General features: G+C 51.5%; 18 protein-coding genes. 14 read left to right on the top strand and 4 right to left on the bottom strand.

Annotation, left to right across the window (positions count from 1 at the left end):
* Positions 1-369 precede the first annotated feature (369 nt).
* From AC0YN0_RS09595 to AC0YN0_RS09635, 9 genes are all read left to right on the top strand, one after another.
* Entirely contained in the window at positions 370-2124 is a 1755-nt protein-coding gene (locus AC0YN0_RS09595) for a sensor histidine kinase (protein ID WP_475821078.1), read from the top strand.
* Between the two features lie 151 nt (positions 2125-2275).
* Positions 2276-3862 carry an SWIM zinc finger family protein gene (locus AC0YN0_RS09600; RefSeq protein WP_475821079.1) on the top strand — a complete coding sequence of 529 codons (1587 nt, stop codon included), beginning with the start codon at positions 2276-2278 and terminating at the stop codon, positions 3860-3862.
* Positions 3859-6759 carry a DEAD/DEAH box helicase gene (locus AC0YN0_RS09605; protein WP_475821080.1) on the top strand — a complete coding sequence of 967 codons (2901 nt, stop codon included), beginning with the start codon at positions 3859-3861 and terminating at the stop codon, positions 6757-6759. Before AC0YN0_RS09600 ends, AC0YN0_RS09605 begins: the two co-directional genes overlap by 4 nt.
* A 394-nt stretch (positions 6760-7153) precedes the next feature.
* Positions 7154-8527: an extracellular solute-binding protein gene (locus tag AC0YN0_RS09610; RefSeq protein WP_475821081.1), complete on the top strand. Its 1374-nt coding sequence runs from the start codon at positions 7154-7156 to the stop codon at positions 8525-8527.
* A 142-nt stretch (positions 8528-8669) separates the two neighbouring features.
* Positions 8670-9551: a carbohydrate ABC transporter permease gene (locus AC0YN0_RS09615; RefSeq protein WP_475821082.1), complete on the top strand. Its 882-nt coding sequence runs from the start codon at positions 8670-8672 to the stop codon at positions 9549-9551.
* Complete coding sequence (locus AC0YN0_RS09620; RefSeq protein ID WP_337099032.1) at positions 9551-10399, top strand: carbohydrate ABC transporter permease; 849 nt, start codon at positions 9551-9553, stop codon at positions 10397-10399. The genes AC0YN0_RS09615 and AC0YN0_RS09620 overlap by 1 nt, the downstream gene beginning before the upstream one ends.
* Before the next feature lie 86 nt (positions 10400-10485).
* Positions 10486-12297 carry a cache domain-containing sensor histidine kinase gene (locus AC0YN0_RS09625; protein WP_475821083.1) on the top strand — a complete coding sequence of 604 codons (1812 nt, stop codon included), beginning with the start codon at positions 10486-10488 and terminating at the stop codon, positions 12295-12297.
* On the top strand, positions 12294-13922 hold the full coding sequence (locus tag AC0YN0_RS09630; RefSeq protein ID WP_475821084.1) for a response regulator transcription factor: 1629 nt from the start codon (positions 12294-12296) through the stop codon (positions 13920-13922). The genes AC0YN0_RS09625 and AC0YN0_RS09630 overlap by 4 nt, the downstream gene beginning before the upstream one ends.
* A gap of 20 nt (positions 13923-13942) precedes the next feature.
* Positions 13943-15562 carry a glycoside hydrolase family 3 protein gene (locus tag AC0YN0_RS09635; RefSeq protein ID WP_475821085.1) on the top strand — a complete coding sequence of 540 codons (1620 nt, stop codon included), beginning with the start codon at positions 13943-13945 and terminating at the stop codon, positions 15560-15562.
* 290 nt (positions 15563-15852) lie between these two features.
* Here AC0YN0_RS09635 and modA read toward each other — a convergent pair whose 3' ends face one another.
* The gene (gene modA / locus AC0YN0_RS09640) at positions 15853-16668 is read right to left on the bottom strand and encodes a molybdate ABC transporter substrate-binding protein (RefSeq protein ID WP_475821086.1); all 816 of its coding nucleotides are present in this window, start codon (positions 16666-16668) and stop codon (positions 15853-15855) included.
* A 245-nt stretch (positions 16669-16913) separates the two neighbouring features.
* Between modA and AC0YN0_RS09645 the strand changes: the two genes are divergently transcribed.
* Positions 16914-17855 (top strand): substrate-binding domain-containing protein, encoded by a 942-nt coding sequence (locus AC0YN0_RS09645; RefSeq protein ID WP_475821882.1) that lies wholly within the window; start codon positions 16914-16916, stop codon positions 17853-17855.
* Between the two features lie 16 nt (positions 17856-17871).
* Here AC0YN0_RS09645 and AC0YN0_RS09650 read toward each other — a convergent pair whose 3' ends face one another.
* Positions 17872-19014 (bottom strand): YfbR-like 5'-deoxynucleotidase, encoded by a 1143-nt coding sequence (locus AC0YN0_RS09650; protein ID WP_475821087.1) that lies wholly within the window; start codon positions 19012-19014, stop codon positions 17872-17874.
* A gap of 207 nt (positions 19015-19221) precedes the next feature.
* On the opposite strand from AC0YN0_RS09650, the gene AC0YN0_RS09655 reads away from it, so the two are divergent.
* The 3 genes from AC0YN0_RS09655 to AC0YN0_RS09665 all read left to right on the top strand — a co-directional run bounded on the left by AC0YN0_RS09655 (position 19222) and on the right by AC0YN0_RS09665 (position 22811).
* Positions 19222-20154, top strand: coding sequence for a bile acid:sodium symporter family protein (locus AC0YN0_RS09655; RefSeq protein ID WP_475821088.1), 933 nt, complete (start codon positions 19222-19224; stop codon positions 20152-20154).
* Between the two features lie 33 nt (positions 20155-20187).
* The gene (pnpS, locus tag AC0YN0_RS09660) at positions 20188-21963 is read left to right on the top strand and encodes a two-component system histidine kinase PnpS (protein WP_442051134.1); all 1776 of its coding nucleotides are present in this window, start codon (positions 20188-20190) and stop codon (positions 21961-21963) included.
* Positions 21964-22088: 125 nt separating this feature from the next.
* Positions 22089-22811, top strand: coding sequence for a response regulator transcription factor (locus AC0YN0_RS09665; protein WP_442051171.1), 723 nt, complete (start codon positions 22089-22091; stop codon positions 22809-22811).
* A 47-nt stretch (positions 22812-22858) separates the two neighbouring features.
* On the opposite strand, the gene AC0YN0_RS09670 is transcribed toward AC0YN0_RS09665, so the two are convergent.
* Entirely contained in the window at positions 22859-23725 is an 867-nt protein-coding gene (locus AC0YN0_RS09670) for a helix-turn-helix domain-containing protein (protein ID WP_475821089.1), read from the bottom strand.
* Positions 23726-23819: 94 nt separating this feature from the next.
* On the opposite strand from AC0YN0_RS09670, the gene AC0YN0_RS09675 reads away from it, so the two are divergent.
* A complete protein-coding gene (locus tag AC0YN0_RS09675; RefSeq protein ID WP_475821090.1) occupies positions 23820-24689 on the top strand; it encodes a lipoate--protein ligase family protein in 870 nt (289 codons plus the stop codon).
* A 7-nt stretch (positions 24690-24696) separates the two neighbouring features.
* Here the strand turns inward: AC0YN0_RS09675 and AC0YN0_RS09680 are convergent, their stop codons facing one another.
* Positions 24697-25635 (bottom strand): phosphotransferase, encoded by a 939-nt coding sequence (locus AC0YN0_RS09680; protein WP_475821091.1) that lies wholly within the window; start codon positions 25633-25635, stop codon positions 24697-24699.
* Positions 25636-25655 lie beyond the last annotated feature (20 nt).

A 25655-nucleotide genomic window follows, 5' to 3' on the forward strand; every position in this document is an offset into this window, starting at 1 on the left:
CTGCCCTCCATATTGGAATCATGTGGATCCTTGCTATAGTATGAAGCGGCATAAATATTTTTATTCATATAAAAAAGAATGGGACAATATAGATCAATTTGCTCAAAAAATATGAATTATATGGTATGATAGAACCATTACATACGCATATTCACGCTTTTCAGATTGAAATTTCATAAAATTTGCACGTTTTGTTATGTTGCTAGGAATATTGTTCCGTATTGTAATGAAAGTTTACATGGCTAAAGGCTAATGATTTTGCTCTTTTTTTATTCAGGTTTTTGCCATTATTCAATTGTCAAAAAGAGTTGGATTGTCGATTAAGCGATCATGAGACATAATGAGAGCTATAATATACAGAAGGGCAAGATGCAGGGGATGCAGCGCAACATTTGGTTAATGGCGGTTAGCATTATCGTCATTCTTATTCTAATCAATAATACGGTCTATTATTTTTTGACGAAGAAGACGCTGGAAGAGTCGTTGAATCATGAAATGCTGGCACTGGCGAAGCAACTTGAGATATCTCTCGAGCAATCAAGGCTCGGCGCGGAGCTTTATCAGAATCAAATCGGTCGCGAGCTGCGCACTGCTTCGATCGCAACGCAATACGCGCTTGATCCGGATGTTGAGAATGTGACGAACGAGCAGCTAGTGGAGCTGAGAGACAAGCTTGATCTTAGCCACATCACACTGCTCAAGCGAGAGCCCGACGACATTATTTTGTACAAATCCTCCGACCCAACCCAGCTTGGCAAGAGCACGAAGTCATGGGATCCTTGGTACACCGCCTTCAATCAGCTTTTCGACAATAAGGAAGTGACGGTTGATTGGTTAGGACAGACGCTGGCTAATTTCTGGAGCGGGCCCTTTGAAGTATCATCCACTGACGTCAGCAAAATTTATAAATGGGGCTATTATTTCGACGGAGCATCCAATTACATCGTTGACCCGTATGTCAGCTATGAGCTGTTGGATGAATTCGAGAAGATGACGGGTGTCGATCGAATGATCGAGAATTCGGTCAAGCATAACGACGATTTGCTCGAAATTGCTTTCATTAATCCGGAAATGTTCCCTGACGGCCATCAAACGATTCATCCGAATGGCGATGTGCAGGAGCATCAAGTGCAGCGACCGATTTTCTACGGCAATTATACGTTTAAGTCGAAGAAGGATATCGAGCTCGTAAGGCAAGCGTATATGTCGAAGCAAATGGTAACGTTGAAAGAAAAGATAAACGGCAAGCATGTATTCAAAATGTTCATCCCCGTCGATGTAACGGATAAAGGGATGAGCATAACGGACGAGAACGGCGTTCCGATGAACAGCTATGTGCTCAGTCTCGTATCCGACTACAATGTTGTACAGAAGCAGCTCGACAAGCAGTTCCTTAATCTTGGTTTTATTATTATCATCCTTACGGGTTTTAGTTTGCTCATTGCCTTCGTAGCCATGCGTTATTTCAGACAGTCTCGCGATAAGGCGGTTCGTGTTACGCAGGAAACTTATATTGATGAGATTAACCAAATGTTCCATTCAATACGTGCCCAAAGGCATGATTTCCTTAATCACGTACAGACGATCCACTCTCTGGCCGAATTAAGCAAGACGAGGGAACTTGCTGCCTATACGAAGGAGCTAACCGGCGAAATTCGCTTAATGAACGATATTATTAATATCGGCAACCCGGCTATTGCGGCGCTCATCCGCTCGAAGATCTCGCAAGCAGAGAGCCACAAAATTCAGTTCGCTTGCTCATTCAGCGGATTGAATATGCAGGAGATGGGAGCTAAGACGCTGGATGTGAATCGCATACTCGGCAATCTTATCGATAACGCCTTCGATGAAGTGCTCAAGTACGCTGATGAGCAGCGAGTCGTCAATTTAACCGGCAATCAGACTGATTGCGAGTTGGAGCTGACGATCAGCAATATTTGCGCGAATGCTCCGAGTGTCATAACGAAGCCGCTTATGGAGGCTGGTTATTCGACGAAGCAGGATGAACATCAAGGTCTCGGTCTGTCGATCGTAAAGTCGATTACGGACAAATATAAGGGCTCGGTGAAAATAACTGCCGAACCTAATAATTGGATTACGTTTTCAGTTATCATTCCTATTTAACGCTGCTAATAAGCCAATTCGACGAGTATGATTCGTCGGATTGGCTTATTTTTGTTTCAAGAATGAAGGATTGGGCACTTAGAGAGGCAATTGACTAGTCGTCATGTGGTATAATAGTAAGAATGCAATGGAACGGAAAGGAAGCGGGTGAATGTCATTTATGCCTCTTAGTGAAAAGCTGCACACTGCGCTGGAACAAGAGCTGCGCGATCATATAGATGCATCCGTATTAAAGCGGGGTTGGCAATATTATGTAGACGGCCGCGTTCAAAATACTCGAGCGAGCGAATACGATACGCTGTATGGGATTGTGCAAGGCAGCGATCTTTATTCGGTCGTCATGGATGCAAGTCACTTTGCTTACAGCTCATGCACTTGTCCGGAGGATCATTACTGCAAGCATATGGCCGCTGTCTTATTCCAAGCATGCAGCGAGCTGCCTGATGGTCATAAGACGGCGGAAAGGACCTACTTTCGAATGCTCGGACTTACGTCCGCTAGCGAAGTGTCGATAGGCGGCCTGGAACAAGCTGCTGTAGCAGCGGGGAGCGTCACTCATCCGTCCGAGAGAGCAAGCGGCGAGGAGTGGCTTGCTTGGATGGAGCAATCGCAAGGCGAGACATGGCGCAAATGCCGGCATTCGCTTCATGCCCTGCAGCCAGTGCTTCAATCACTTAAAGGGTTATCCAAGGATTGGGAGAAGCCGCGTCAACGGCTGCACTGGGCAACTGCGGTTATTTTCGTGCTTGAGCAGGCTGAGGTGGCTATTACGACAGTCGATTCGTTCAGCCGGTATTATCATGAAATGTCGTTTATTCGAATGGCTGAGCCTTGGGTTGAGCATTTATATACACTCATTGGAGAGCTTGAACCCGCGGATATGGATGACGCGGAGACACGGTGGGCAGATCTGCTCGTAGCGGTCATTAAATCGCGGGCTTCTAACGTAGAACGCCAATTGTTTGAATGGGAATATATTTATTTGTCACTAAGCGAGAAGTTGTCGAGTAATAGAGAATGGTTCGAGCGTGAGCTGACGTCGATGCTGGAGGCGGAGAAAGAAGAGCCGTCGGCATTCGTGCAGATTGCAATAGCCATGATGTATTTCTTCGATAAACAGGATGATAAGTCGATGGAGCATTTCGCCAAGGCTAGCTTCGATAAAGCGCAAAGGGTTATTTATCCTTGCGCGGCACAACGGATGGAGGAGGAGAAGTGGGAGCTTGTAGAGCTCTGGATGAGCTTCCTGTATGAGCGCGTCTATCCGAATCGCAACGGCAGAACGGTAGGCGTCTTCGTGACGTTGTGCCGGAGAGCGGACCAGGATCGTCCCGACCTGCCGCAATGGTCTACCTATATGACAGAGCTGTTGCCATTTTCCTATCTCGAATTATCGGAGCATTGGCTGGGTCAGCAGCGTTATGAGGAATGGGCGGATCTCCAGCTGCTAACCGGAGCAAGGCTAGAGGATGTTGGCGTTCAGGCGTTGCGTGAAGTAGCCAAATCCGCGCCGCAGGTGCTCCTGCCGCTATACCATCAATCGATTGACGCAAGCATTCAGTCTCGTAACCGGCAAGGGTACAAGATGGCGGTGAAGCAGCTCAAGAAGCTGGAACGTCTGTACAAATCCGAGCAGGAGGATGCTCGCTGGGATAACTATATTAAAGGCTTAACTTCGAAATATCAGCGTTTGCGCGCATTCCAGGAGGAATTGTGGAAAGGGAAAATCGTAACATGAGAGTACAAAGCAGCGTTCGCAAACTGGTGGTTGACGGATTTTGGAACGAGAACGCGGAAGAGTCGGCGATTATGCTGGTCGCAGAAGGCCGGAAGGATGCGGCAGACAATCGGCTGCGCTCTCTCTTGTTCGCATGGCATAAGGCTTCATGGTACGGTACGGAAGTTGAAGAAATCAGCGCTGGCGGCAGGACGCTACTGCAGCTTAAGCCGCTAATAGCGGTCGATTATTTATCCGCCCCTCAGGCGGTAAGGCTGCTGCAGCTCGAATGGACGCCGAGGCTAATGCTTCTCATGCGAATCGCAGAGCAAATAAGAGAAGCGCTATTGAACGGTTGGTTCATGCCTGATTGGGCGACGTGGACCGAGCATCATCGCAGCTGGCGGATGGCGATTCCGAGGCAAGAAGAGCAAAAGTTGCTCATGTGGGAGCAGTCCATGCAGGAGGCTGCAGATGCCGGAGATAAAGGCGTCGATAGATGGCTCGGTTATGCCGTCGAGCAGATGATCGAGGAGAATGAGCTAGCTGCAAAAGCATGGCGAGAGATCGGCCTGTTATCGGGCGAAGGCGTGCTAAGGCGCAAATCGTCGGATGAGGAAGATTGGCTCATTGCTATTGGGCTGAGCAAGGATACGCTGCCGTTCCGCGTAGCGTTGCAGCTCGTCGAGCCTCAAGAGACGAGCGGCTGGCGTCTGCGCCCGGCGCTTCAAAGCCGGGAAGGCGGGCCGTGGCTGCCGATTCGCCATGACGGTTATACCGGCTGGGAAGCAGACACGGAAGATGGCCGCGCGATCGAAGAAGCGTGGCTGCCGCTTATAGAGGCGAAGCTTGCGAAGGAGCAAGCGAAGTGGATTGACGCGCTGCCGGAGTGGGAAGATACGGCGGCAGAAGGTGTGATTCGCGCAGAGCTGACGGATAATGAAGCGTGGATGTTTCTTGAGGGTGCAAGCGTGCAACTGCTGGAGGCCGGCTGTCCGGTACTGCTTCCGAGCTGGTGGGAAGCGGTGCGTTCGCGCAAGCTGCGTCTGAAGGCGAAGATGAAGTCGTCGGTCGGGTCGGCTGCCCAGCCGATGTTCGGTCTGAATCAGATCGTTCAATTCGATTGGAAGCTGGCGCTTGGCGACGTCGATCTGTCAGAGGCGGAATTTCTTCATCTCGCCGAGCAGAATCGCAGACTCTTCCAAGTGGGCGGCGAATGGGTGCATCTTGACCCGCAGGATGTTGACCAAATCAAGCAATGGCTGAATAAGATGGGCAAGCGCAGCGGATTATCGTTCCGCGACGTGCTGGAGATGCACCTGCGCGGCGGAACGCCGCTGGAAGACGACAGTGTCTATGAATCAGAGCTTCGCGCGGAGGTTGAGCTGAACGAGCATCTGACGACATGGCTTGCCCAACTGCAGCAAGCATCGCAGATTCCGCTAGCCGAGCTGCCTCCGCAATTTCTCGGAGAGCTTCGTCCTTATCAGCTGGAAGGCGTGTCATGGCTGTTGTTCTTGCGCAGATTCGGACTTGGCGGCGTGTTGGCCGATGATATGGGTCTCGGCAAGACGATTCAGTTCATGGCCTATATGATGGTGGTGAAGGAGAAACAGGGCGGATTCAGAGGTCCGTCGCTGCTCATCTGTCCGACCTCCGTCATAGGCAACTGGGAGAAAGAGCTTGAGAAGTTCGCCCCGTCGCTGAAGGTGATGCTTCATTACGGCGCGAAGCGCGACAAGGGTGACGCGTTCAGAGCGGCGGCCGATCAAGCGGATATTGTTATTACCTCGTATTCGCTTGCTCAATTAGATGAAGAAGTGCTTAGCCTCGTTGAATGGGATGTATTGTGCTTGGATGAAGCGCAAAATATAAAGAACGTATATACGAAACAGTCGAGCGCGATACGCAGGTTCAATGCCTTGCACCGAATCGCTCTCACCGGCACGCCGATGGAGAATCGACTTACGGAACTATGGTCGATCTATGATTTTATTAACCCAGGGTACTTAGGCAGCTTGAATGAATTCCGCACCGCCGTGGTTGCCCCGATCGAGAAGACGCGCGACGAAGCGATGATTGCAGGGCTGCAGCGCTGGGTGAAGCCGTTCATGCTGCGCAGAATTAAGAAGGATCCTTCCATTCAGCTGTCGCTGCCGGAGAAGAATGAGGCGAAGACGTATATGACGCTGACAGCAGAGCAAGGTGTCATCTACGAGAATCTGGTTGCCGATCTGCTGGATAAGCTCGACAAGCTGGGACCGATGCAGCGCCGCGGGCTTATCTTGTCCGCGCTCACGAAGTTCAAGCAGCTGTGCGACCATCCCTCGCTTCTTAATGCTGAGGAACGCAAGCTGCAATGGGAACCCGAGCGCTCGAATAAAGTGGTGCGGCTGCTGGAGATGTGCGAGGAGATCGCTGCTGAAGGCGAGCGCTGCCTCATCTTCACCCAATATGTTGATATGGGCGAGCAGCTTCAGAAGCTGCTTGAAGAGCGTCTCGGGATGCCGGTGCCGTATTTGCACGGCGGCGTGCCGAAGGCGAAGCGCGATGAAATGATCGAACGGTTCCAGAATCAGGATGAGCCGTGCTGCGCCTTCGTATTATCGCTTAAGGCTGGCGGGACCGGGCTTAACCTGACAGCGGCCAACCATGTGTTTCACTTCGATCGGTGGTGGAATCCGGCGGTCGAGAATCAGGCTACGGACCGAGCGTTCCGGATCGGACAGACGAAGCAGGTGCAGGTGCATAAGTTCGTTACGCTTGGCACGCTGGAGGAGAAGATCGACGAGATGATCCAGAGCAAGCAATCGCTTAGCGAGCAAGTCGTCGGACAGTCGGAGCAATGGATTACGGAAATGTCTACCGAGGACTTGAAAGAGATTTTTGCCCTCCGCAAGAGCTGGCTGAAGGGGTGAGGGATATAAATGTCGGACGATAATGCTCAGTTTAAGCAAAGACTGGAGAGACTGCGGCAAGAAAACGCTCCCATGTTGAAGGAAAACTCACATGAGGATTCTTCGAAATCCAAAGAAAATGGCGGATTGCAAAGTGAAAACGGAGAGTGGAGACGGTTTTACGAAGTAGTCAAGCAAATAACAGAGGATATGCGTCACTAATACGTAAGATAAATTTACATAGCCTGTCGGGAAAAGTAACCCGGCGGGCTATAAGATTTTATCCCTCCCCGCCAAAAAAGTAGAATTGTATCCCTAACTTATTGTTTTTTGGACCTCCTAGCGATAGGCAATGGCATCCTATAATGAGGGTGCGAGGCAAACAAGCAACACCATAAACGAGGAGGTCTATCAAATGAAAAGAAGCTTTACGAGTATCGCTGTTGCATTGGTATCCATTATGTTGGTCGCATCCGCTTGCGGAGGCAACAACAACGGCGGCAACAACAAGCCGGCTAATGAAGGCACGGACGCAACAAACGCACCGGTAGAGACGAAAGCGCCGGAAGCGGAAGCGAAAGACGTAACGTTGTCCCTTCGTCACACACAAATTAAAGAAACAAGCAAAACACGCTTGAAAATCCTAGAAGATGTCGTTGCAAAAACACAAGATGAGAACAAAGGCTTGACTTTCAAGCTTGAAGGCATCGACGAGATCGTTAACCGCGATCAGAAACTGAAAGCCGAGATGGCTGCAGGCAACCCTCCGGACATCTTCGAAGTATTCGGCGGCGCTGACCTTAACCTGTATGTGAAAGCAAACCGCATGCTTGACCTGACACCGATTATCGAAGAGCTTGGCATTAAAGACAAGTTCGCGAGCTTGGATGAGTTCACGATTGACGGCAAAGTATACGGTCTTCCTTTCGGCGGCTACAGCGAAGCAATCTTCTACAATAAGAAAATTTTCTCCGAGCTAGGCTTGGAAATCCCTACGACTTGGGCGCAATTGCTTGAAATTTCCGACAAAATCAAAGCTGCAGGTTACACGCCATTTGGTCTTGCTGCCAAAGACGGCTGGGTTAACGGCATGATGTGGAACACGATTATGGAGCGCAACGTAGGCATCGACGCATTCAGCAAAGTCGTATCCGGCGAAGCAAAATGGACAGACGAAAACTTCGTTAAAGGTCTAACATCCTACGCTGAACTTGTTAACAAAGACTTCTTCACGAAAGGCGCACTCGGACTTGCATACGCAGATCAAGGCGCACAGTTGCTTTCCGGCAAAGCAGCAATGGTATTCACGGGAACATGGGATGCGAACCGTTTCTCCGGCGACGAAGCTGGCGAGCTGAAAGGCCAAATCGGCTACTTCGCATTCCCGTCCATCGAAGGCGGCGCAGGCGACCAAACGTCGATCAACGCATCGTACTCGAACGGATTCGGCTTCTCGGCTAACCTGAACGAAGATCAAATCGGGGCCGTTAAGAAATTTATCGCTAACTTCTACACCGAAGAAGTGCAAAAACGCACGCTTGTCGAAGACAAATTGCTTCCTTCCATGAAGCTGAGCGACCTGTCCGGCGTAGACCCGCTTACGACTGAAATCTTGACGGTAATGGCTAACGCTTCGAGCTCGTGGAAAGCTTATGACGCTATCGTACAACCGGCAGTCGGCGCTGACATCAACGTTGGCATCCAAGAGCTGATCGGTAAAGTAAGCACGCCTGAAAAAGTAGCTGAGAAAATTCAAGCTTCCCAAGAGAAAGCGAATGCAGCTCAGTAATTGACAAATAGCGACACATGACAATCGATCCTGATGGGCGAGAGGGTGTCCTTCCTTCCAGGAGGACACCCTCTTTCACCCTTGGGCGCGGTATCGCTTACAAGTGAATCGTATTCGCAAAACTGTTAAGGAGAGGGAAGCTATGAACAAAGCGCTCAAAAACCCGATCACCTATATCGCGTTCATTATTCCAACGCTCGTCTTGTACGCCATATTTTTCTGTTATCCGGTTATCGTTTCTTTCATTTACGGTTTCTTCCGGTGGGATGGCATTACCGAGAAAGTATTTATAGGTTTCGACAACTTCGTAAGGCTCTGGGACGATGAAGTATTTAGAAAAGCGTTACTGAACAACTTCTACTTCATGGTATTTTCCTTAATCGTGAATATTCCGCTCGTCTTCCTGATCTCGATCATAATCAGCAAAGTTAGACGGATGCGTGACTTCTACAAATCGGCCGTGTTCGTGCCGGTTGTTATATCGACAGCTACTGTAGCGATTCTGTTCGGCGTTCTATACAATTACGATTCCGGTCTGATCAATCAGTTCATTCGCCTCGTTGCTCCAGAAAGCTGGGCGCGCGAATGGTTGTCCGATCCGAAGCTCGCGCTGCTCTCCATCTTGATTGCCAACGCTTGGCAAAACGTCGGTTTCTTCATCGTATTATGCCTTGCTGCGATCTTGAACATTCCGAAGGAAATCGTTGAAGCATCGAAGATTGACGGCGTTAACGGCTGGCAAGAAACGTGGAGCATTACGCTTCCGCTCGTGAAGCCGGTGCTGTTCGTTATGCTGCTGCTCTCGGTATCCGGAACAATGAAGGTGCTGGACATTGTCCAAATTATGACGAACGGCGGACCGTTCCAATCGACCGAGGTTATGGCAACATACATGCTTAAGGTAGGCTTCCGTTCGATGGAGCTTGGTTACGGCAGCGCGATCGGCGTTGCGATGTTCATCATTATTTTGGTTCTGACCGGCATTCTGCAACGGTTAACGAAGAGCGAGGAGGTGCAGTACTAATGACAGCACGTATGAAAAACTCACAATGGTGGATGCACAGCTTCCTGTTCGTTTATGTCGTCGCGCTGCTCTTCCCGTTATTATGGCTGTTCATGTCTTCCTTCAAAACGAATCGTCAAATTACGGAAAATACATGGTCTTTCCCGACTTCGTTCAACTTCGACAACTATGTAGCCGCATGGGGTACGGCCAATATCGGCAAGTATGCGCTGAACAGCGTGTACGTAACCGTTGCCGCATGTCTGCTAACGCTGCTATTCGCTGCAATGACTTCATTCGCGATTTCCCGAATGAAATACGAGAAGATGAATAAAATCGTGTATCAATTCATCCTGCTGGGCCTGCTCGTTCCGGCCGGCGCCTTGTTCATCCCGCTGTACCGCTTGATTCAAGGGATTGAGCTGTTCGGACATAAGCTTTATGATACGCATTTGTCGCTAATTTTGGTATACTCCACATATGCGTTGCCGATTACCGTCTTCATTATTTACGCCTTCATGCTTTCGATTCCAAGCGAGCTCGAAGAGGCAGGCATTATGGACGGATTAGGCGCATCGGGGCTGTTTTTCCGAATTATAGTTCCGATATCTGTGCCGGCGCTCGTTACGGTGTTTATATTGAACTTCATCGGCAATTGGAACGAGTATATTTTATCCCAATTGTTCATAACTTCCGAATCGCTCCGAACGCTGCCGACAGGCATGGCGACCTTTAACGACGGTTATCGAACGAACTTTGCTTCCCTATCGGCTGCCGTTATCATAAGTATCATTCCTGTTCTTATCGTCTATGTGTTCCTGCAACGTCAGATTATAGAAGGAATGACAGCGGGCAGCGTCAAAGGTTAATAGAATCGCTTTTCAATCAGAAGCAGCTTGCCGTCCTTGGACGGCATCTGCTGTTTATGCTAGATACCAACCGGGAGGCTCCCTAGATGAACTTGAGACCGAAGCTTATGCTCGCATTCATAGCTCTGATCGTCATTCCGATGATCGGCCTCGGCATCTTCTCGTTTCTGAATTCAGAAACGCTGCTTGAGGAAAAATACAGCGAGCAGACGGAAATTTCGCTCAAGGCGGTAGGAGGCAACATCCGCTATTTCTTCCGGGAACTCGATCAACTGTCAGACGGCAATCTGACAAGCTCCGAGGTTCAGGATACGCTCAAGTACAGCACTTATACGGCAATCGATCCAAGTACGCTCATCGCGATTAATCAGGCGGAGAAGGAAATGAACCGGATTCTGTTCCAGCATCCGGCGGTCAGCTTCGTCGTGCTTTACGCGAAGGACGGTACGATGTTCCGCTCCTATCGCAACGATCCGACGACGTTTAAGCCGATTACCTTCGATATGTTCAAGCTGCATTCGATCTATGACGAGGTGATAGCGCTAGGGGGCCGTCCGCTATGGATCGGACCTTATGAGCAGCGAGAGCTGACGGGTGTTGATCCGCCCTTGTTTACTCAGCTTCGCGTCGTAAAGGATATTGAGACGTTCAACGATCTAGGCGTTATGATTACGCAGTACAAGACCGAAGAAGTGATGAGCATGCTCAAAGCTTTCCAGAATCCCGATAGCGATGTGCCGGAAACGCGTTATATGATAATTAATAATAGCGGACTCATTATGCTGGACAGCATGGGAGAAGCGCAGGGCAACAAAATTAACGAATACACGGCGCTTAAGCTGCAAAATACGGTCAATTACGAGAGCTCGCGCGAGACCTTCGATACGATTGACGCGCTTGTCTCGTCCTATCAGCTCGATCGGAGCGGGTGGATTCTCGTTTCGATTAAGTCGTGGAACTCGCTGACGAACGAGAATGTACGATTCGTGCAGTGGATCGGCATGATTACGGCGCTTGGCGTTATTTCGGCGATATTGTTCAACGTTTTCTTCGTTAACCGCGTAGCGAGGTCGATTATTAAGGTCGTTCGCAAAATGCGTCTTGTAGAGCAAGGACTATTAGATATTCGCATTACCGCCCAAGGCAAGGACGAGACGGTGCTGCTCGCAAATAGTTTCAATAGCATGGTCGAGCGAATCGGCAGTTTGCTTAACGAGGTCCGCAGAGAGCAGCAGCGCAAGCAGCATGCGGAGATGATGCTTATGCAGGCGCAGATCAAGCCTCACTTCCTGTTCAATACGTTGGAGTCGATTAATGCGCTTGCCGCGCAGAACGAAGGCAAGAAGATTATGCTGATGGTTCGCCGTCTGAGCAACCTGCTGCGCACGAGCATGCATCATTCCGAGGAAATTACGATCGCGCAAGAAATTGAGCATGTGCGAAGCTATTTGGAAATTCAGAAATACCGCTTTGAGGAGCTGTTCACCTACGAGATGAACGTTCCGGATGAAGCGCTCGATTATTCGATTTTGAAGCTGACGCTCCAGCCCCTTGTAGAGAACAGCATACAGCATGGACTTGAAGGATATGGCGACGGAGAAGGGGTTATCACGATCGAAGTGCGTGTTGAACTTCACCAAATCGTGTTGTTCATCCGCGACAATGGAGTCGGGATGAGCGAAAGCGTATTGCAGAAGCTGGCGCAGGGCTTGGGGCCGACCAGCAAAGGTCAGAATGCAGCGGAGCTTGGCGAGAGAAGAGGACTTGGTCTTAGAAACGTAGCGGACCGGCTGCGTATCCATTACGGACCGAACTTCGGTTTATGGATTTGCAGCGGCGAGGGATATGGTACCGTTATCCGCTGCGTCATTCCAAAGAGCAGAGGTGAACAGCAATGAGCGGTAAAGTACTCTTAGTCGACGACGAAGCACATATTACACGAAACCTAGAAAAGGTCATTCCCTGGGAAATGCTTGGCTTGACCGTAGCTGGCGTTGCCAAAAACGGCGTCGAGGCGCTGGAGCTGATGGAGCAAGGACCGATAGATTTGCTGTTATGCGATATTCGTATGCCGGTTATGGACGGTCTTGAGCTTGTCCGCCATATTCGCGAGAAAGAAATAGCTTGCGATATCATCATGCTTTCGGGATACCAAGATTTCACTTATACACGCACCGCCATTCAATATGGCGTCAATGATTATATGCTGAAGCCCATTCCATACGATGAGCTGACGGGCGTCATTGCCCGCATTATGGCGAACCAGCGGAACAAGCAGAAGCAGAAGCTTGAAGAGAAGCAGAAGCTGGGGCGAATGATCGATCTTGCCAGTGAAAAAATATTGTACGACATCATCATGGATTATACCGATGTGACGGCAGACAATTGGCTGCTTACAGGCGATGAGCAGCAGCTTAAGGAGCAGCAGTTCGTCCTGATTGTATTGGATCTGGACGTCAGCTCGGAGAAAACGAAGGATTGGCGCGACTGGTCCGACAAGGAGCGTAAGCTGTGGAACTTCGCGGTGTGCAACGTGCTTCGCGAGAAGCTGCATCAGCAATCGCTTCACCATGCGGTCATACAAATTCGCGATGGCGAGTGGTGCGTGCTGATTGAGGTGGATAAAGATATTCCATTCAATTTGGCTCAAATCAAAGAATGGACGGAGATGCTGCTCATTACCGTAAGCGGTCATGTGAAGCTGAACCTGTTCGCCGGCATATTCCGAGAATTCGCCTCTGTAGCCGACTTGTCCAGTGCTTATAAGGTTGTACAGCAAGGCATGCAGCTTACACCCGTGCACGATGTCATTGCGGTCTATCCATCGGAGCAGATGAGATCGTCGAAGGCGGATCAAGCGTTCTGGGATACGGCGGAGAAAATTATCGGCGCGGTGAAGCGCGGCGATTCGATCACCGTTGATTTCGAATTGCAGAGCGTGACGCTGCTGCTCCAGCAGATGAATGAGCCGAGTCTTGGCCGGGTGAAGCCGCTGCTCCATTTCTTCGTCCTGCATCTGATGCGGGAGATGAAGGAAATGGGCGTGTTTACCCGCGAGCAGGAGGATATGCTGTGGCGCAGGTTGGACCGCAGATTCGGCATTAAGGATTTGTTGTCGGTCATCAGGCAAGTGACAAGCGCGGTATCCGAGAAATCAATGGATAAGAAGAAGCAATCGGAGCGTTCGATGGCCGAGGCGAGATCGTTCTTGGATCGCAACCTATACCGCGATCTTAGCGTGGAGGAAGCGGCGACGCATGTGGGCCTAAGCACGTCGTACTTTAGCTTGCTGTTCAAGCAGACGTTCGGCGAGACGTTCATCGAATATGTAACGAGGCAAAGGATGGAGCGTGCGAAAGTCATGCTCGCCGATACGCAGAAGAGCGTCGCGCAGATTGCGAAAGAGGTAGGATACGCGGAACGACGGTATTTTACGAAAGTATTCATGAAATATACGGGCGAGAATCCGACGGATTATAGAAGCAAGCATCAAGATGGGGAGCAGGGGACGGATTCGTTATAAGGAGAGAGGATGGGGAAGCGGTGTCTATTAAGCGCGATTGGAAGCAATGGAGTCTTAAGGAGAAGATCGGCCAGCTGTTCGTATTCGGCTTTCATGGGACGGAGCCGACGGAGCAGATTCAGGCTCTCATTCGCGAATATGGGATCGGGGGAACGATCTACTTCTCCCGTAATGTCGTGAATGCCCAGCAGGTTCATGAGCTGAGCGGCAATCTGCAGCGCATCGCAAGCGATGCGGGCAAGCCGCCTGTATTCGTCGCAATTGATCAAGAAGGCGGCATGGTTGCAAGGCTAGTAGAGGGCGTGACGCTTATGCCTGGCAACATGGCGTTAGGTGCTGCCAGTGAAGCTGAAGGTGCTCGCGAGACGGCGCGAGTATGCGGCGAGGAGCTTCGCAAGCTCGGCGTTACGATGAACTATGCGCCGTGCATTGACGTTAACAATAACCCGGACAATCCGGTTATTAACGTTCGTTCGTACAGCGACCGCTCGGAGGTCGTTGCCGAGCTGGGCGCTGCGGCGGTTCAAGGCTACCAGGCGGCGCGCATTGCCGCGACGGTTAAGCATTTTCCAGGGCATGGCGATACGTCGGTAGACTCGCATCATGCGCTGCCGGTATTGCTCCATGATCGCGCGCGTCTCGACGCGATCGAGCTTAAGCCGTTCCGAGCGGCGATCGAAGCGGGAACGGATTGTATTATGACGGCGCATGTATGCTTGCCGGCGCTTGATCCGAGCGGCGTGCCGTCGACGCTGTCGCAGCCGGTATTGACCGGACTGCTGCGCGAGGAGCTTGGCTACGACGGCATCGTCGTGACCGATTGCCTCGAGATGAGCGCAATCGACGAGTTTTACGGTCCGGGACCGGGCGCCGTACAGGCGCTGCGGGCCGGAGCGGATATGGTGCTCGTCAGCCATACGTACGAGAAGCAATTGGCTGCGCTGGAAGCTGTCGCAAGCGCGGTGGAGAGCGGTGAGCTTGCGATGGGTCGGATTGACGAAGCCGTAGGCCGCGTCATGGCTTTGAAGGAAAAGCTGGCGCTCGATGAGCCATTGCTTCCATGGGAAGAGGCACGGGGGGAGATTGCCACGGAGGATAATCAAGCGGTAGCCGCGCGTTGGAGCGAAGCATCCGTGACGCTTGTTAAGAACGAAGGCGGCTTGCTCCCGCTGAGCCGAACAGCGAGAACGCTTGTCCTGTGGCCGGACATCGTGCCGGTATCGGTAGCTGACGAGATGTTGTCAGGTCAAGGTACGCTTGGCGACTTCCTTGGTCAGTTTCATTCGAATCTAGTAGAACGTAGATTGAGCGATCGTCTCGCGCTGGCAGAGCTCGATACATTCGAGCAAATCGTCGTCGTTACCTATGACGCTTCTAAGCACCCGCTGGAGCGGGACATTGCGCGCGAGGTTGTGAAGCTCGCCGGCGACCGCACAGTTGCGGTATCCGTCCGCAACCCGCTTGATCTGCTGCTCTATCCGGATGTGCTTGCGTACATCGCGGTCTACGAATGCCGACCGCTGGCACTAGCGGCCGCGGCGAAAGCGCTCGTCGGCGAGCTTATCCCGCAAGGCAAGCTGCCGCTCGACATTTCTAGCGACTACCCGTTCGGCTGGAGCGCTGGCGCATCGGCGTTATAATATGGAAACGGCTGCCTCTCGAAGCTATGAGCTTCGTGAGGCAGCCGTTTTGTGTTTGGTTCTGTCTTGCCCTCACCAGAGGAAGGGCGCGTTAGTAGGTGTAAGAGCATATATGATCTAACAGCGTAAGAAAATACTCGTAATAACGTTTGTAAGAGCATATGTGCACTTACGGAGGTGATGAGGTATCTAGACGATTGAGTGAGTAGGTACGCAGCGTGAAGATTATCTGATGGGAGGGGCATATCGGCTATGCCCCTCCCCCGGCTATGAGGTTGGATAGGTTGAAGCTATTGAGCGGGAGCGGTGAAGCCGTATTTCGTGAACACGGCCATAGCCTCATCGCTTTGCAAGTAATCGTAGAGCGCTGCTGCTTCATCGGGATATTTGGTCGCCTTCACGATGCCGATTGGGTATACGATCGGTTTGTGGCTGGCTGCGTCTACTTTGAACGCTACCTTCACTTTGTCGGATGTGAGCGCGTCTGTGGCGTAGACGAAGCCAATGTCGGTATTGCCTGTTTCCACGTAGGTCAATACTTGCCGAACGTCCTTGGCGAAGACAAGCTTGGGTTGTACGGCTTCCCATAGCTTGTAATGGTCGAGTGCTTCTTTCGTATAGCCGCCTACCGGTACGGTTGCTGTCTCGCCGACCGCTATTTTGCCAAGTGCTGCTTGGGACAATTCCTCCATCGTGCTGAGCGCCAAATCTGAATCCGTTGGCACAACGGCCACGAGTTCATTCGCGAGTACATTTACTTGCTGAGTGTCCTCGATAAGCTGCTTGTCAACCAAGGCGTTCATTTGCTTCGTACCTGCAGATAGGAATAAGTCTGCGGGAGCGCCTTGCTCGATCTGCTGCTGCAGCGTGCCAGAAGCTCCGAAGTTGAATGTTAGCGTGACGTTATCATGCTCTTGCTCATAAGCGGATTTAAGTTCATTCAAGCTGTCTGTCAAGCTGGCCGCAGCCGAGATAAGCAACTCGACTTTTTTCGACGGAGCGTTGTTGTCCGCGTCGGTGTTGGCTGGCGTATTGCTGGAGCAGCCGGCAATTGCGATTACCGCGGCGAGCAAAGCTAGCGTTAGCCATTTGGATATTTTGTTCATTGATCGATTCTTCCTCTCCAATATGTATCTATCTCTTTGTTAGCTATGTTAACATATGTTTGAGTATAAATAAATATGTTTCGTTATAACTAGATATAAATAGATATAACTAAATATGAATAGACGCAATATGATGCCAGAAATCAATGATTGCGATATACTTTGGTTTAGTAATCAACGCGAAACGGATCACGGCCGCATCTCGGAGGCGGCAATCGTTTACGCTTGCGGAAGCAGGTGAAGGAATGACGGAACAAGTGTCCTATACGACGGAAGAAATCGCCAAGCTGCTTCGCATATCGAAGCTAACGGTGTATGACTTAATAAAGAAGGGCGAGCTGCCCGCCTATCGCGTCGGCCGTCAAATGCGTGTGGATGCCGACGATCTTGAGCGGTACAAGCATCGGGCAAAAGGGAGCAATAGCCGAATGACGAACGTTATGCCGCATAGCGGTCAAGCGCAGACGGCAGCCTCTGATGTTCGCAGCCTCGTCATTACAGGACAGGATGTGAGCCTCGATATTTTATCGAAGCACATCGAGAAGCATACGAAAGAATATCGTCCGCTTCGCTCTCATATGGGCAGCATGGACAGCTTGATTGCCATGTATCAAGGACGGGCTGATATTGTTAGCACGCATTTGCTGGATGGGGATACAAGCGAATATAACTTGCCTTACATACGGAAGCTGCTCGTCGGCTTCCCTTATATCGTCATTAACTTGCTTACTCGTACAGCCGGGCTTTATGTGCAAAAAGGGAATCCGAAAAATATTGTCAGCTGGGCAGATTTGTCGCGAAGCGATGTTCGAATCGTGAATCGAGAGAAGGGTTCGGGAGCTAGGGTGCTGCTCGACGAACAGCTGAGGCTGCATGGACTATCGCGCAACAGTGTGAGAGGGTATGAGGATGAGGAATCGAATCACTTGGGCGTAGCGGGAAAAGTAGTAACGGGAGCGGCAGATACGGGAGTTGGCATTGAGAAAGCGGCTTACATCGTAGGGGCGGAGTTCATACCGCTTGCGAAGGAGCGTTGCGACTTAGTCATGCTGCAAACGCCCCAAAATATAGCGTGGATTGAGCTCGTTCAATCCATCGTTGCTTCACCCTCTTATCAAGAGGAGCTGCGATCGATACAGGGTTACGATCTTTCGCTCACCGGTACGGTTCTTCTGGACAGCAAGTGAGCTGAGCCGGGAATCATTATTGACCAATTAGATTCGAATACGTTAAGTCATGCAAAATATAAGCGAGGAAAAAGATGACGCAAGGGTTTTCGTACCGATGCTGAATTTTGATCAACTGCTGATAGTACGTCTCCGCATAATGCGGATTGTTGCGCATTTCCAGACCGGCTTTGATTAACGCGTCGAGCTTATCGGCGATATCGACCATTTCGCCTGCGTAATCATCCGATTTGCTGTCGACGATATAGCTGGTCATCTCATTTCGGAAGACAGCAGGCAGCAATTCAACGATAGTCGCGGCCGTCTCCTTCTCATATTGCTCGAAGGCGAGCTTAATCTCTTCGTTATTATGCTTGAAGTTCGTCACGACATCGCCGGAAAGCACTTCCGGCAGATCGTGCAGAACTGCCTTTGCGACCAGCTCATACAGGTCGAACTCGGCTTGGCCGAAACGCTCCCGTTCGAGCAGGCCGTTGAACAAGGCAAGCGATGCGACGCGGAAGGAATGTGTCGCATCATTATCCGGCACGAGGTTATAGCTGCCGTTCCAGCGCTTGACCGTATCGAGATCAACGATATAACCAAGGAAGGCGGCAACGCCTTCCTGCTTCTCGTATTCGGAGAGCAGCCATACGATCGATTGCTGCTTGGAGCCTGCCAGCAGTTGGCGCAGCTCCTCGTACTTCGCTTGGAAGAACGGGTTCGAACCGTACTTCGCTTCGCGGTGGCAGAAGAGCATCGCGTCAAAGGTATCGATTGCCTCGACCAATTGTCCGACAAATGTGTCGTCTTGGGCGTCCACGATGAAGTCGGCCGCGGAGGGCTGCAGCGACTTGGACAAGTAGGAGACGATCTCCTTGCTGAGCTCCTTCTCGAAGGAGCGGATATGGTTCATGACGAGCGTTTCTTTTTTCGTAACGTATTTAATAGAGCCTGTGCCCGTGTTTTTGAGATCGCCCCATAGGCAGCGTCCGAGCAGCTTCAGCTTGTCGATAGGGTTGTTATATAGAAGATCCTCGGCTGCGGCGATAACGATCGATAACGCAGCGCATCGGAAGCTATGGCTTGCCGCGTTGTCCTCGAATCTTGGCGCGTATTCGCTCCATCGCGGGACGTATTGCATGCGGATGATCGTGTTCGTGAATTTACCGTTTTTCATATCAACACTTCCTTAGCAGCGCCTCGTTACGGCGCATCTATATGGGCTGCAACATGCCCGACTATGCTATTATAATGCTTATCATCTGAACCGAATAGATACAACTGGGATACGCTCAACAATCGTGTATGCTGCGCAAACCATTAAGGAGTGGGATGACTTACGAGAGAGTTAGGACTTGCTTTCAATCGGATTTTTGAAAAATGGATGTTCGTTATCATACCCGGATCGCTTATTCTCGGCTTCATTTTCTCGTCTAGCCTGCAGCCGTTAATCAAGGCTGTGCCGTATATGTTCGCTTATGTGACGCTGACGATGGCTATCGGCTGCGGTTTGACTCAACTGCGCGAGGTCGCGAAGCGGCCGGGGATAATGGCGCTTACGTTCGTTATTGCTCACATCGTATCGCCGCTGCTCGCTTATGGAGCAGGCACGCTCCTATACGGAGCGGATTCGCCGTACGTCATCGGACTCGTATTATTCACCATCATACCGCTTGGCGTCTCAACGGTACTATGGGTAGGGCTGTCGGGCGGCAGCGTGCCGCTTATGCTGGCGATGGTCGTGCTTGATTCGGCGCTGAGTCCGCTTGTTATTCCGGCGGGCATCCATCTGTTCTTCAATACAGCGGTAGAGATCGAAGCAGGACCGCTTATCGCCGATCTCTTCATCTTAATCGTTCTGCCTACTATAATCGGGGTCGCGCTTAATCAGTTCAGCAAAGGGCGCATCCAGGGCATCGTAATGCCGTATACCGCACCGCTGTCCAAGCTTTGCTTCGTAGGGGTCGTTGCGCTGAATGCTTCGGCCATCGCGCCCCATCTGGACAAGCTCAAGGAAGATATGGCAACGCTCATACCGCTTACCGTGCTGCTGGTAGGAGCATGTTATGCGCTCGGCTTCATCGGGACGGCGAAGCTCCGCAACCGCGAGCAGCAGGTTACGGTGTCGTACGCAACCGGCATGCGAAACATCTCGCTTGGCATCGTGCTGGCGCTTGGTTATTTCAGTCCTTTGACGGCTGTGCCGGTCGTGCTGTCGATCCTGATTCAGCAGCCGCTCGCGACCGTTCACCATTACATTTTACAAAAACTTAACAATAAGACGGCTGGCAAACCTAAGCCATCGCAGGTACGATAGGGGCAGGCAAGAAGATGAAGGAGAGAGAAAGAGATGAACAGCTTTCGCAATCGGCTTACGCTTATTATGATCATTATGGTTGCTATATCCGTCAGCTCGGCAGGCGTATTTATGGCGAAGACGTTCAAGGATAATCATATCCAGGCGCTGGAGGAAAATATGATTCGCGAGATGCGCATCATATCCTCGAAGATGGATTGGAGATCCGGAAATCTCGACGAGCTGTACGTCTTCTATAATAAAGAAGCGAAGGAATTGAAGAGTTATACGGACGCTAGGGTCACTTTCATACGGAGCGACGGCGCCGTGCTTGGCGATTCGGATACCGAGCCGGAGAAGATGGACAACCATCTAGACCGGACGGAAGTAAGAGAGGCGCTGGAGTCGGGTACGGGAAGGTCGATCCGGGAGAGCGAGACGATCGGTCAAAATATGATCTATGTCGCGATACCGGTGTCGGTTATTCCAGGCGAGGAGCCTTATATTATTCGGCTGGCTATGAGCCTGCAGCAGGTCGATGAAAGCATCCACAGGATGACGGCGGTGCTCATCATGGGCTTGCTCGTGTTGTTCCTTATTGTAGCGTTGATCAGCTATCGCTTAGCGCTCAGCTTGACGAGACCGCTGGAGCAAATAACGAAGGTAGCGAAGCGGATCAAAAATATGGACTACGCCGCGCGCGTCAAAGTAACGAAGCAGGATGAGATAGGCGAGCTTGGCTATGCTATTAATGCAATGGCAGACAGTCTGAATGAGCAAATGACGCGCATTCGAGAGAATGAGGGACAGCTCGAGAGCGTATTGAACAATATGATTAACGGTATCGTTATGATCGATCAAACGGGGCGTATTCTGCTTATGAACCGCCGCGCGGAGGAAGTGCTCGGCTTCTCCGCGCGCGAGCTTGTCGGCCGTCACTTCGCCGAAGCGAAGCAGCAGTATGAGCTGGCGCAAATGATTCAAGAGGGACTCGATACGAGGGAGCATCTTCGCGAGGAGATTACGTTCTACTTCCCTGAGGAGCGGCTGCTGGAGCTGAACGTCGTTCCAATTCACCGGGAAGTGCACGTGTTCACCGGCGTCCTTCTCGTGCTGCAGGACGTATCGGCGATCCGCAGGCTGGAGCGGATGAGAAGCGAATTCGTAGCGAATGTATCACATGAGCTGAAGACGCCGATCGCAGCGGTGAAAGGGTTCGCGGAAACGCTGCTTGGCGGTGTTGTGAAGGACGAGGAGACGGCGAGATCGTTCCTGCAAATTATTTTTGACGAGAGCGATCGGTTGAATCGGTTAATCGGCGACATCCTCGAATTGTCCAAGATCGAATCGCGCCGCGTGCCGCTTATTTTCTCGCCGATTGAGCTCGATTCCTTCGTCTCGAAGACGGTAACGCTGCTTGAATCGGAAGCGGCGCGCAAAAATATTAAGCTTCATATGCAGATCGAGCCAGGTCTCTACATGGAGGCGGACGAGGATCGGCTGCGGCAAATTATGATGAATGTGCTCGCGAACGGCATCAACTATACGCCGGAGGGCGGCCGCGTATCGATTAAAGTGCATGCCCGCGGCGAAGAGCATATTCATTTCCAAATTAGCGATTCCGGCATCGGCATTCCGAAGAAAGACCTTCCGCGCATTTTCGAGCGCTTCTACCGCGTCGATAAGGCCCGCTCACGCAGTTCAGGCGGCACGGGGCTTGGTTTGTCTATCGTGAAGCATCTGGTCGAGCTTCATAAAGGGACGATTACGGTGGAGAGCACCGTTGGCGTCGGAACGACATTTGATATTGAATTGCCCGTTCTGCACTAGGAACTGGCGCATGTCAGCATGCCGATGACAAAAACATTTACCTATTCTTTATGAAACCGTGATAAACTATAGGAGAATTCGATACTATGCGGACGGGTTCTCCGTTCGCGAAGTTGGAGGTAAGTATGCCGCATAAAGTGCTCGTAATTGAAGACGAACCGACACTAGCGCGATTGTTGTCGTACAACCTGACGCAGGAAGGCTATGAAACAACGGTCATTGATCACGGCGGAGAAGGTCTGCAGACGGCTTTGCAGCGAAGCTTCGACCTTGTTATTCTAGATATTATGCTGCCGGGCTTGAACGGCTTCGAAATTCTGAACAGACTGCGCCAGAATGGCGTCAGAACGCCGGTCATCATATTAACGGCGCGCAATGCAGAGGAAGAAGTCGTGCAAGGGTTAAAGCACGGCGCGGACGATTATATTACGAAGCCGTTCGGCGTTGCCGAGCTGCTGGCCCGCGTATCCGCCGTCCTTCGCCGTACGCAGGAAGGCGATGTGAAGCCGCTGCAGACGTCGGAGAAGGTAATAACGGCTGGCGATCTGTCCATCTATCCCGATAAGTACGAAGTGGTACTGAATGCGGAGTCGATTCCGCTTAGGCCGAAGGAATTCGAAGTGCTGCTGTACCTCGTGCAGCGTCCCGGAATGGTTATTACGCGCGACGATCTTATGAATGTCGTGTGGGGCTTCGATTACATTGGCGGACAACGCACGGTTGACGTTCATGTCAGCTCCCTGCGCAAGAAGCTGGAGCTCGGCCAGCAATCGGTTCAGATCGAATCGATCCGCGGCGTCGGCTACAAGCTCGTAATGCCCAAAAAGCTCGCCTCCCCCAAAGTATAGGGTGGACGAGCTTTTTTTGTCTGCCGAGATGATGCGAGGGGCTTGTCTTATTGCTTATTCCATACGAGCATCTTCCGCTGGAATTGCTTCGGCGAGCAGTCGTTGTATTTCTTGAACATTTTGTAGAAGTGAGCCATGTTGGGCATGCCGATTCGCTCGCCGACCTCGGATATGCTGAGATCCTTCGTAAGCAGGATGCGCTCGGCCCATTTGACTTTGCGATAATTGACATATTCGGTGAACGAGAGGCCGATCGTTTTTTTGAAATATTTGACGAAGTAGTAATAGCTCATATTGGCGATCTTGCATACCTCTTCCACCTGAATGCGGTCGGTTAAGTGCGTCTCGATATAATCAAGCACCGGGCGCAGCCGTGTTCGGTCGAAATCCTCTTGCAGCGTAAGTACCTTACGGCTGTCGCCGCGCAGCAGCAGCAATAGAATCTGCTTAATGAGTATGCTCACGGCAAGCTCGTAGCCGGTATCCTTGCGGGTAGCCTCTTCAAGAATCTCTTTCGCTAATGAAGCGGTCTGCTGCTTAATGTTATGATTCAGATGGAAAATATAGTTCGCTTTACTTAACGGCATCTGTGTCTCGGAAAAATAACGCATATAAGGAATCGTGCTCTGATCGTAAAATTGCTCCAAATCGAATTGAAGCACGATATAGTCGAGAACGCCGATGCTGCGGTCCCGGTGGAGCTCTGAAGCGCCGATAAGAACGACGTCGCCGCTTGCTAGATGGAAGTGCTCTTCCTCGACGTAGACGTCAAGCTCGCCACCGAGAACGAGCAGCAGCTCCAACTGCTTATGATAATGCCAATTCGTTAGCCCCTCTTCATTGCGGATGGAGCGGAATACGCGTATCGATAGCAATGGGTTCTCATAAGCTACCTTCTCGTTAAAGGCTTCCAATCAAATTGTCCTCCTTGGCGCGCGGCCTGCAATACTTATATTTTAGTGCTGAAATCTATCAAAGGCAATACGGGAAAGGGAGGGCGTAAGGATCATGGAATGGCAACAGGAGCTGAAGGACAGGATGAGCGGTATGCTCTTGCTCGATCGAATGAACGAGGTGAGGGAGCTTGATCCGCTGCACGCCTTCGCGCTTGATGACTGGTTATGTCGACGAACGGGGCAAGGAGGACCGGCGATATGCCATCTATGGCGCCATCCGCAGGCATTCATCCTCGGAATGCGCGACAGCAGGCTCCCCCATGCGGACGAGGCGCGCGGGTGGCTTGAAGCTGGCGGCTGGCGCACGGCTGTACGCCATTCGGGAGGAGCGGCCGTTCCGTTAGATCTAGGCGTCGTCAACGTATCGCTTATTATGCCGAAGACTAGCGTGAACCACATGCACTACCATAATGACTTTGAACTGATGTATCGCTTCATTCAGGAAGCGCTGCGGATGACGGGAAAGCAGGTGGACAAGGGAGAAATCGGGGGCGCTTATTGTCCGGGAGATTACGATCTGAGCATTGGCGGGCTGAAGTTCTGCGGCATTGCGCAACGCAGGCAGACGCATGCGTTCATTGTGCAGGCGTTCGTTGTCGCGGAAGGCTCGGGAGCGGAGCGGGCGAAGCTTGTGCGTTCTTTCTATGAGCGGGCAGCTGGTGCTGCCGATACGGAAGCGGAAGGCAATAACGGCGAATATCCGATCGTGGAGGCTGGCAGTACAGCCAGTCTGGAGGAGCTTGCGGGACTAGGGCCGCAGGCCGGTCAAGCGTTCGCGCGGCAGCTGCGGCGAATCGTGAGCGAGGGGCAGACGGAAGCAGGCCTCTCAAGCGCTGCCGAACGTCTCGCGATGCCTGCGGCCGAGGAGTTGGAGAGGGATATTGCAGCGCTGCGAGCCAGGTATGCCGATTCTTCGCATTAGCAGCGGTTCATAAGTTTTGGGCGCATTGGAGGAAGCTGGCGATTGTCTCATCCAGCTGTCGTCGCAATTGGTGCAGCGGCCATATGCCGGCATCGGACTCGATATCCTTGGCGATGAGGCGGAGCATCCATAGCGAGTAGACGGCTGCAAATAAATAATAACCTCGCTTGAACCCGGCAGGCGTCGTAGCAGTCAAAGCTACATATTCGTCCAGCAGACGTTCTCTGTGAGCAATAGTCATTTCCTTCGGAAATGTCGGATGAGACATGTCGATGACATGATACAAGTCCCAATACGGGATGTTCAAATGAGCATGCTCCCAGTCAAGCACTTTCAGGTTGCCCATTACGATAGCGTAGTTGCCGAGGTGAAGATCGCCATGCGACAAAACGAGCGGTTGGTCGAGCAGCAGCTTACGCCCCTCGCGCTCTAGCGTATCGAGTACAAGGCTGATGTTATGCTGCGGAAGCTGAAGTTGCGAGGCTAAGTTATACCAGCTCGGGCGATCCTCCAGAAGTTCGGCTGCAACATGATCAGCATTAGGTTTTGGGCCTTGCACGGAAGCGAACTCGGGGATATCGAGCGTTAACGCCTGCCAAGAGACGATATGCGGGATTAATGCCAATGACGACCGGAGCTCGAACTGATGGCTTAGCGGACCAAGATCCTCATATAACGTCCAGCTATGCTCGGGGACGGCATCTTTTGACGACTTCGCCAGCAGCATCGGGTAGACGGGCTGCAAGCGAGGCAATATATGCTCATACACCCAAGCCTCCGCACCGGACTGGCTGTCATTCGTAAGCGGCTTGAAGATGAAGCTGCCTGTGCCTGTTGGATTAATGCGTTCAACCGACTTCCCGTTCATTCCTTTGTATAGGATTTGTCTGCTTACAATTCGAGACGCAATAACGTTGCCGCGTTGATCAATCCATGACGTATCCATCTTCTCCTGTCCCCTCCCCC

The organism is Paenibacillus sp. J22P218, assembly GCF_056269195.1.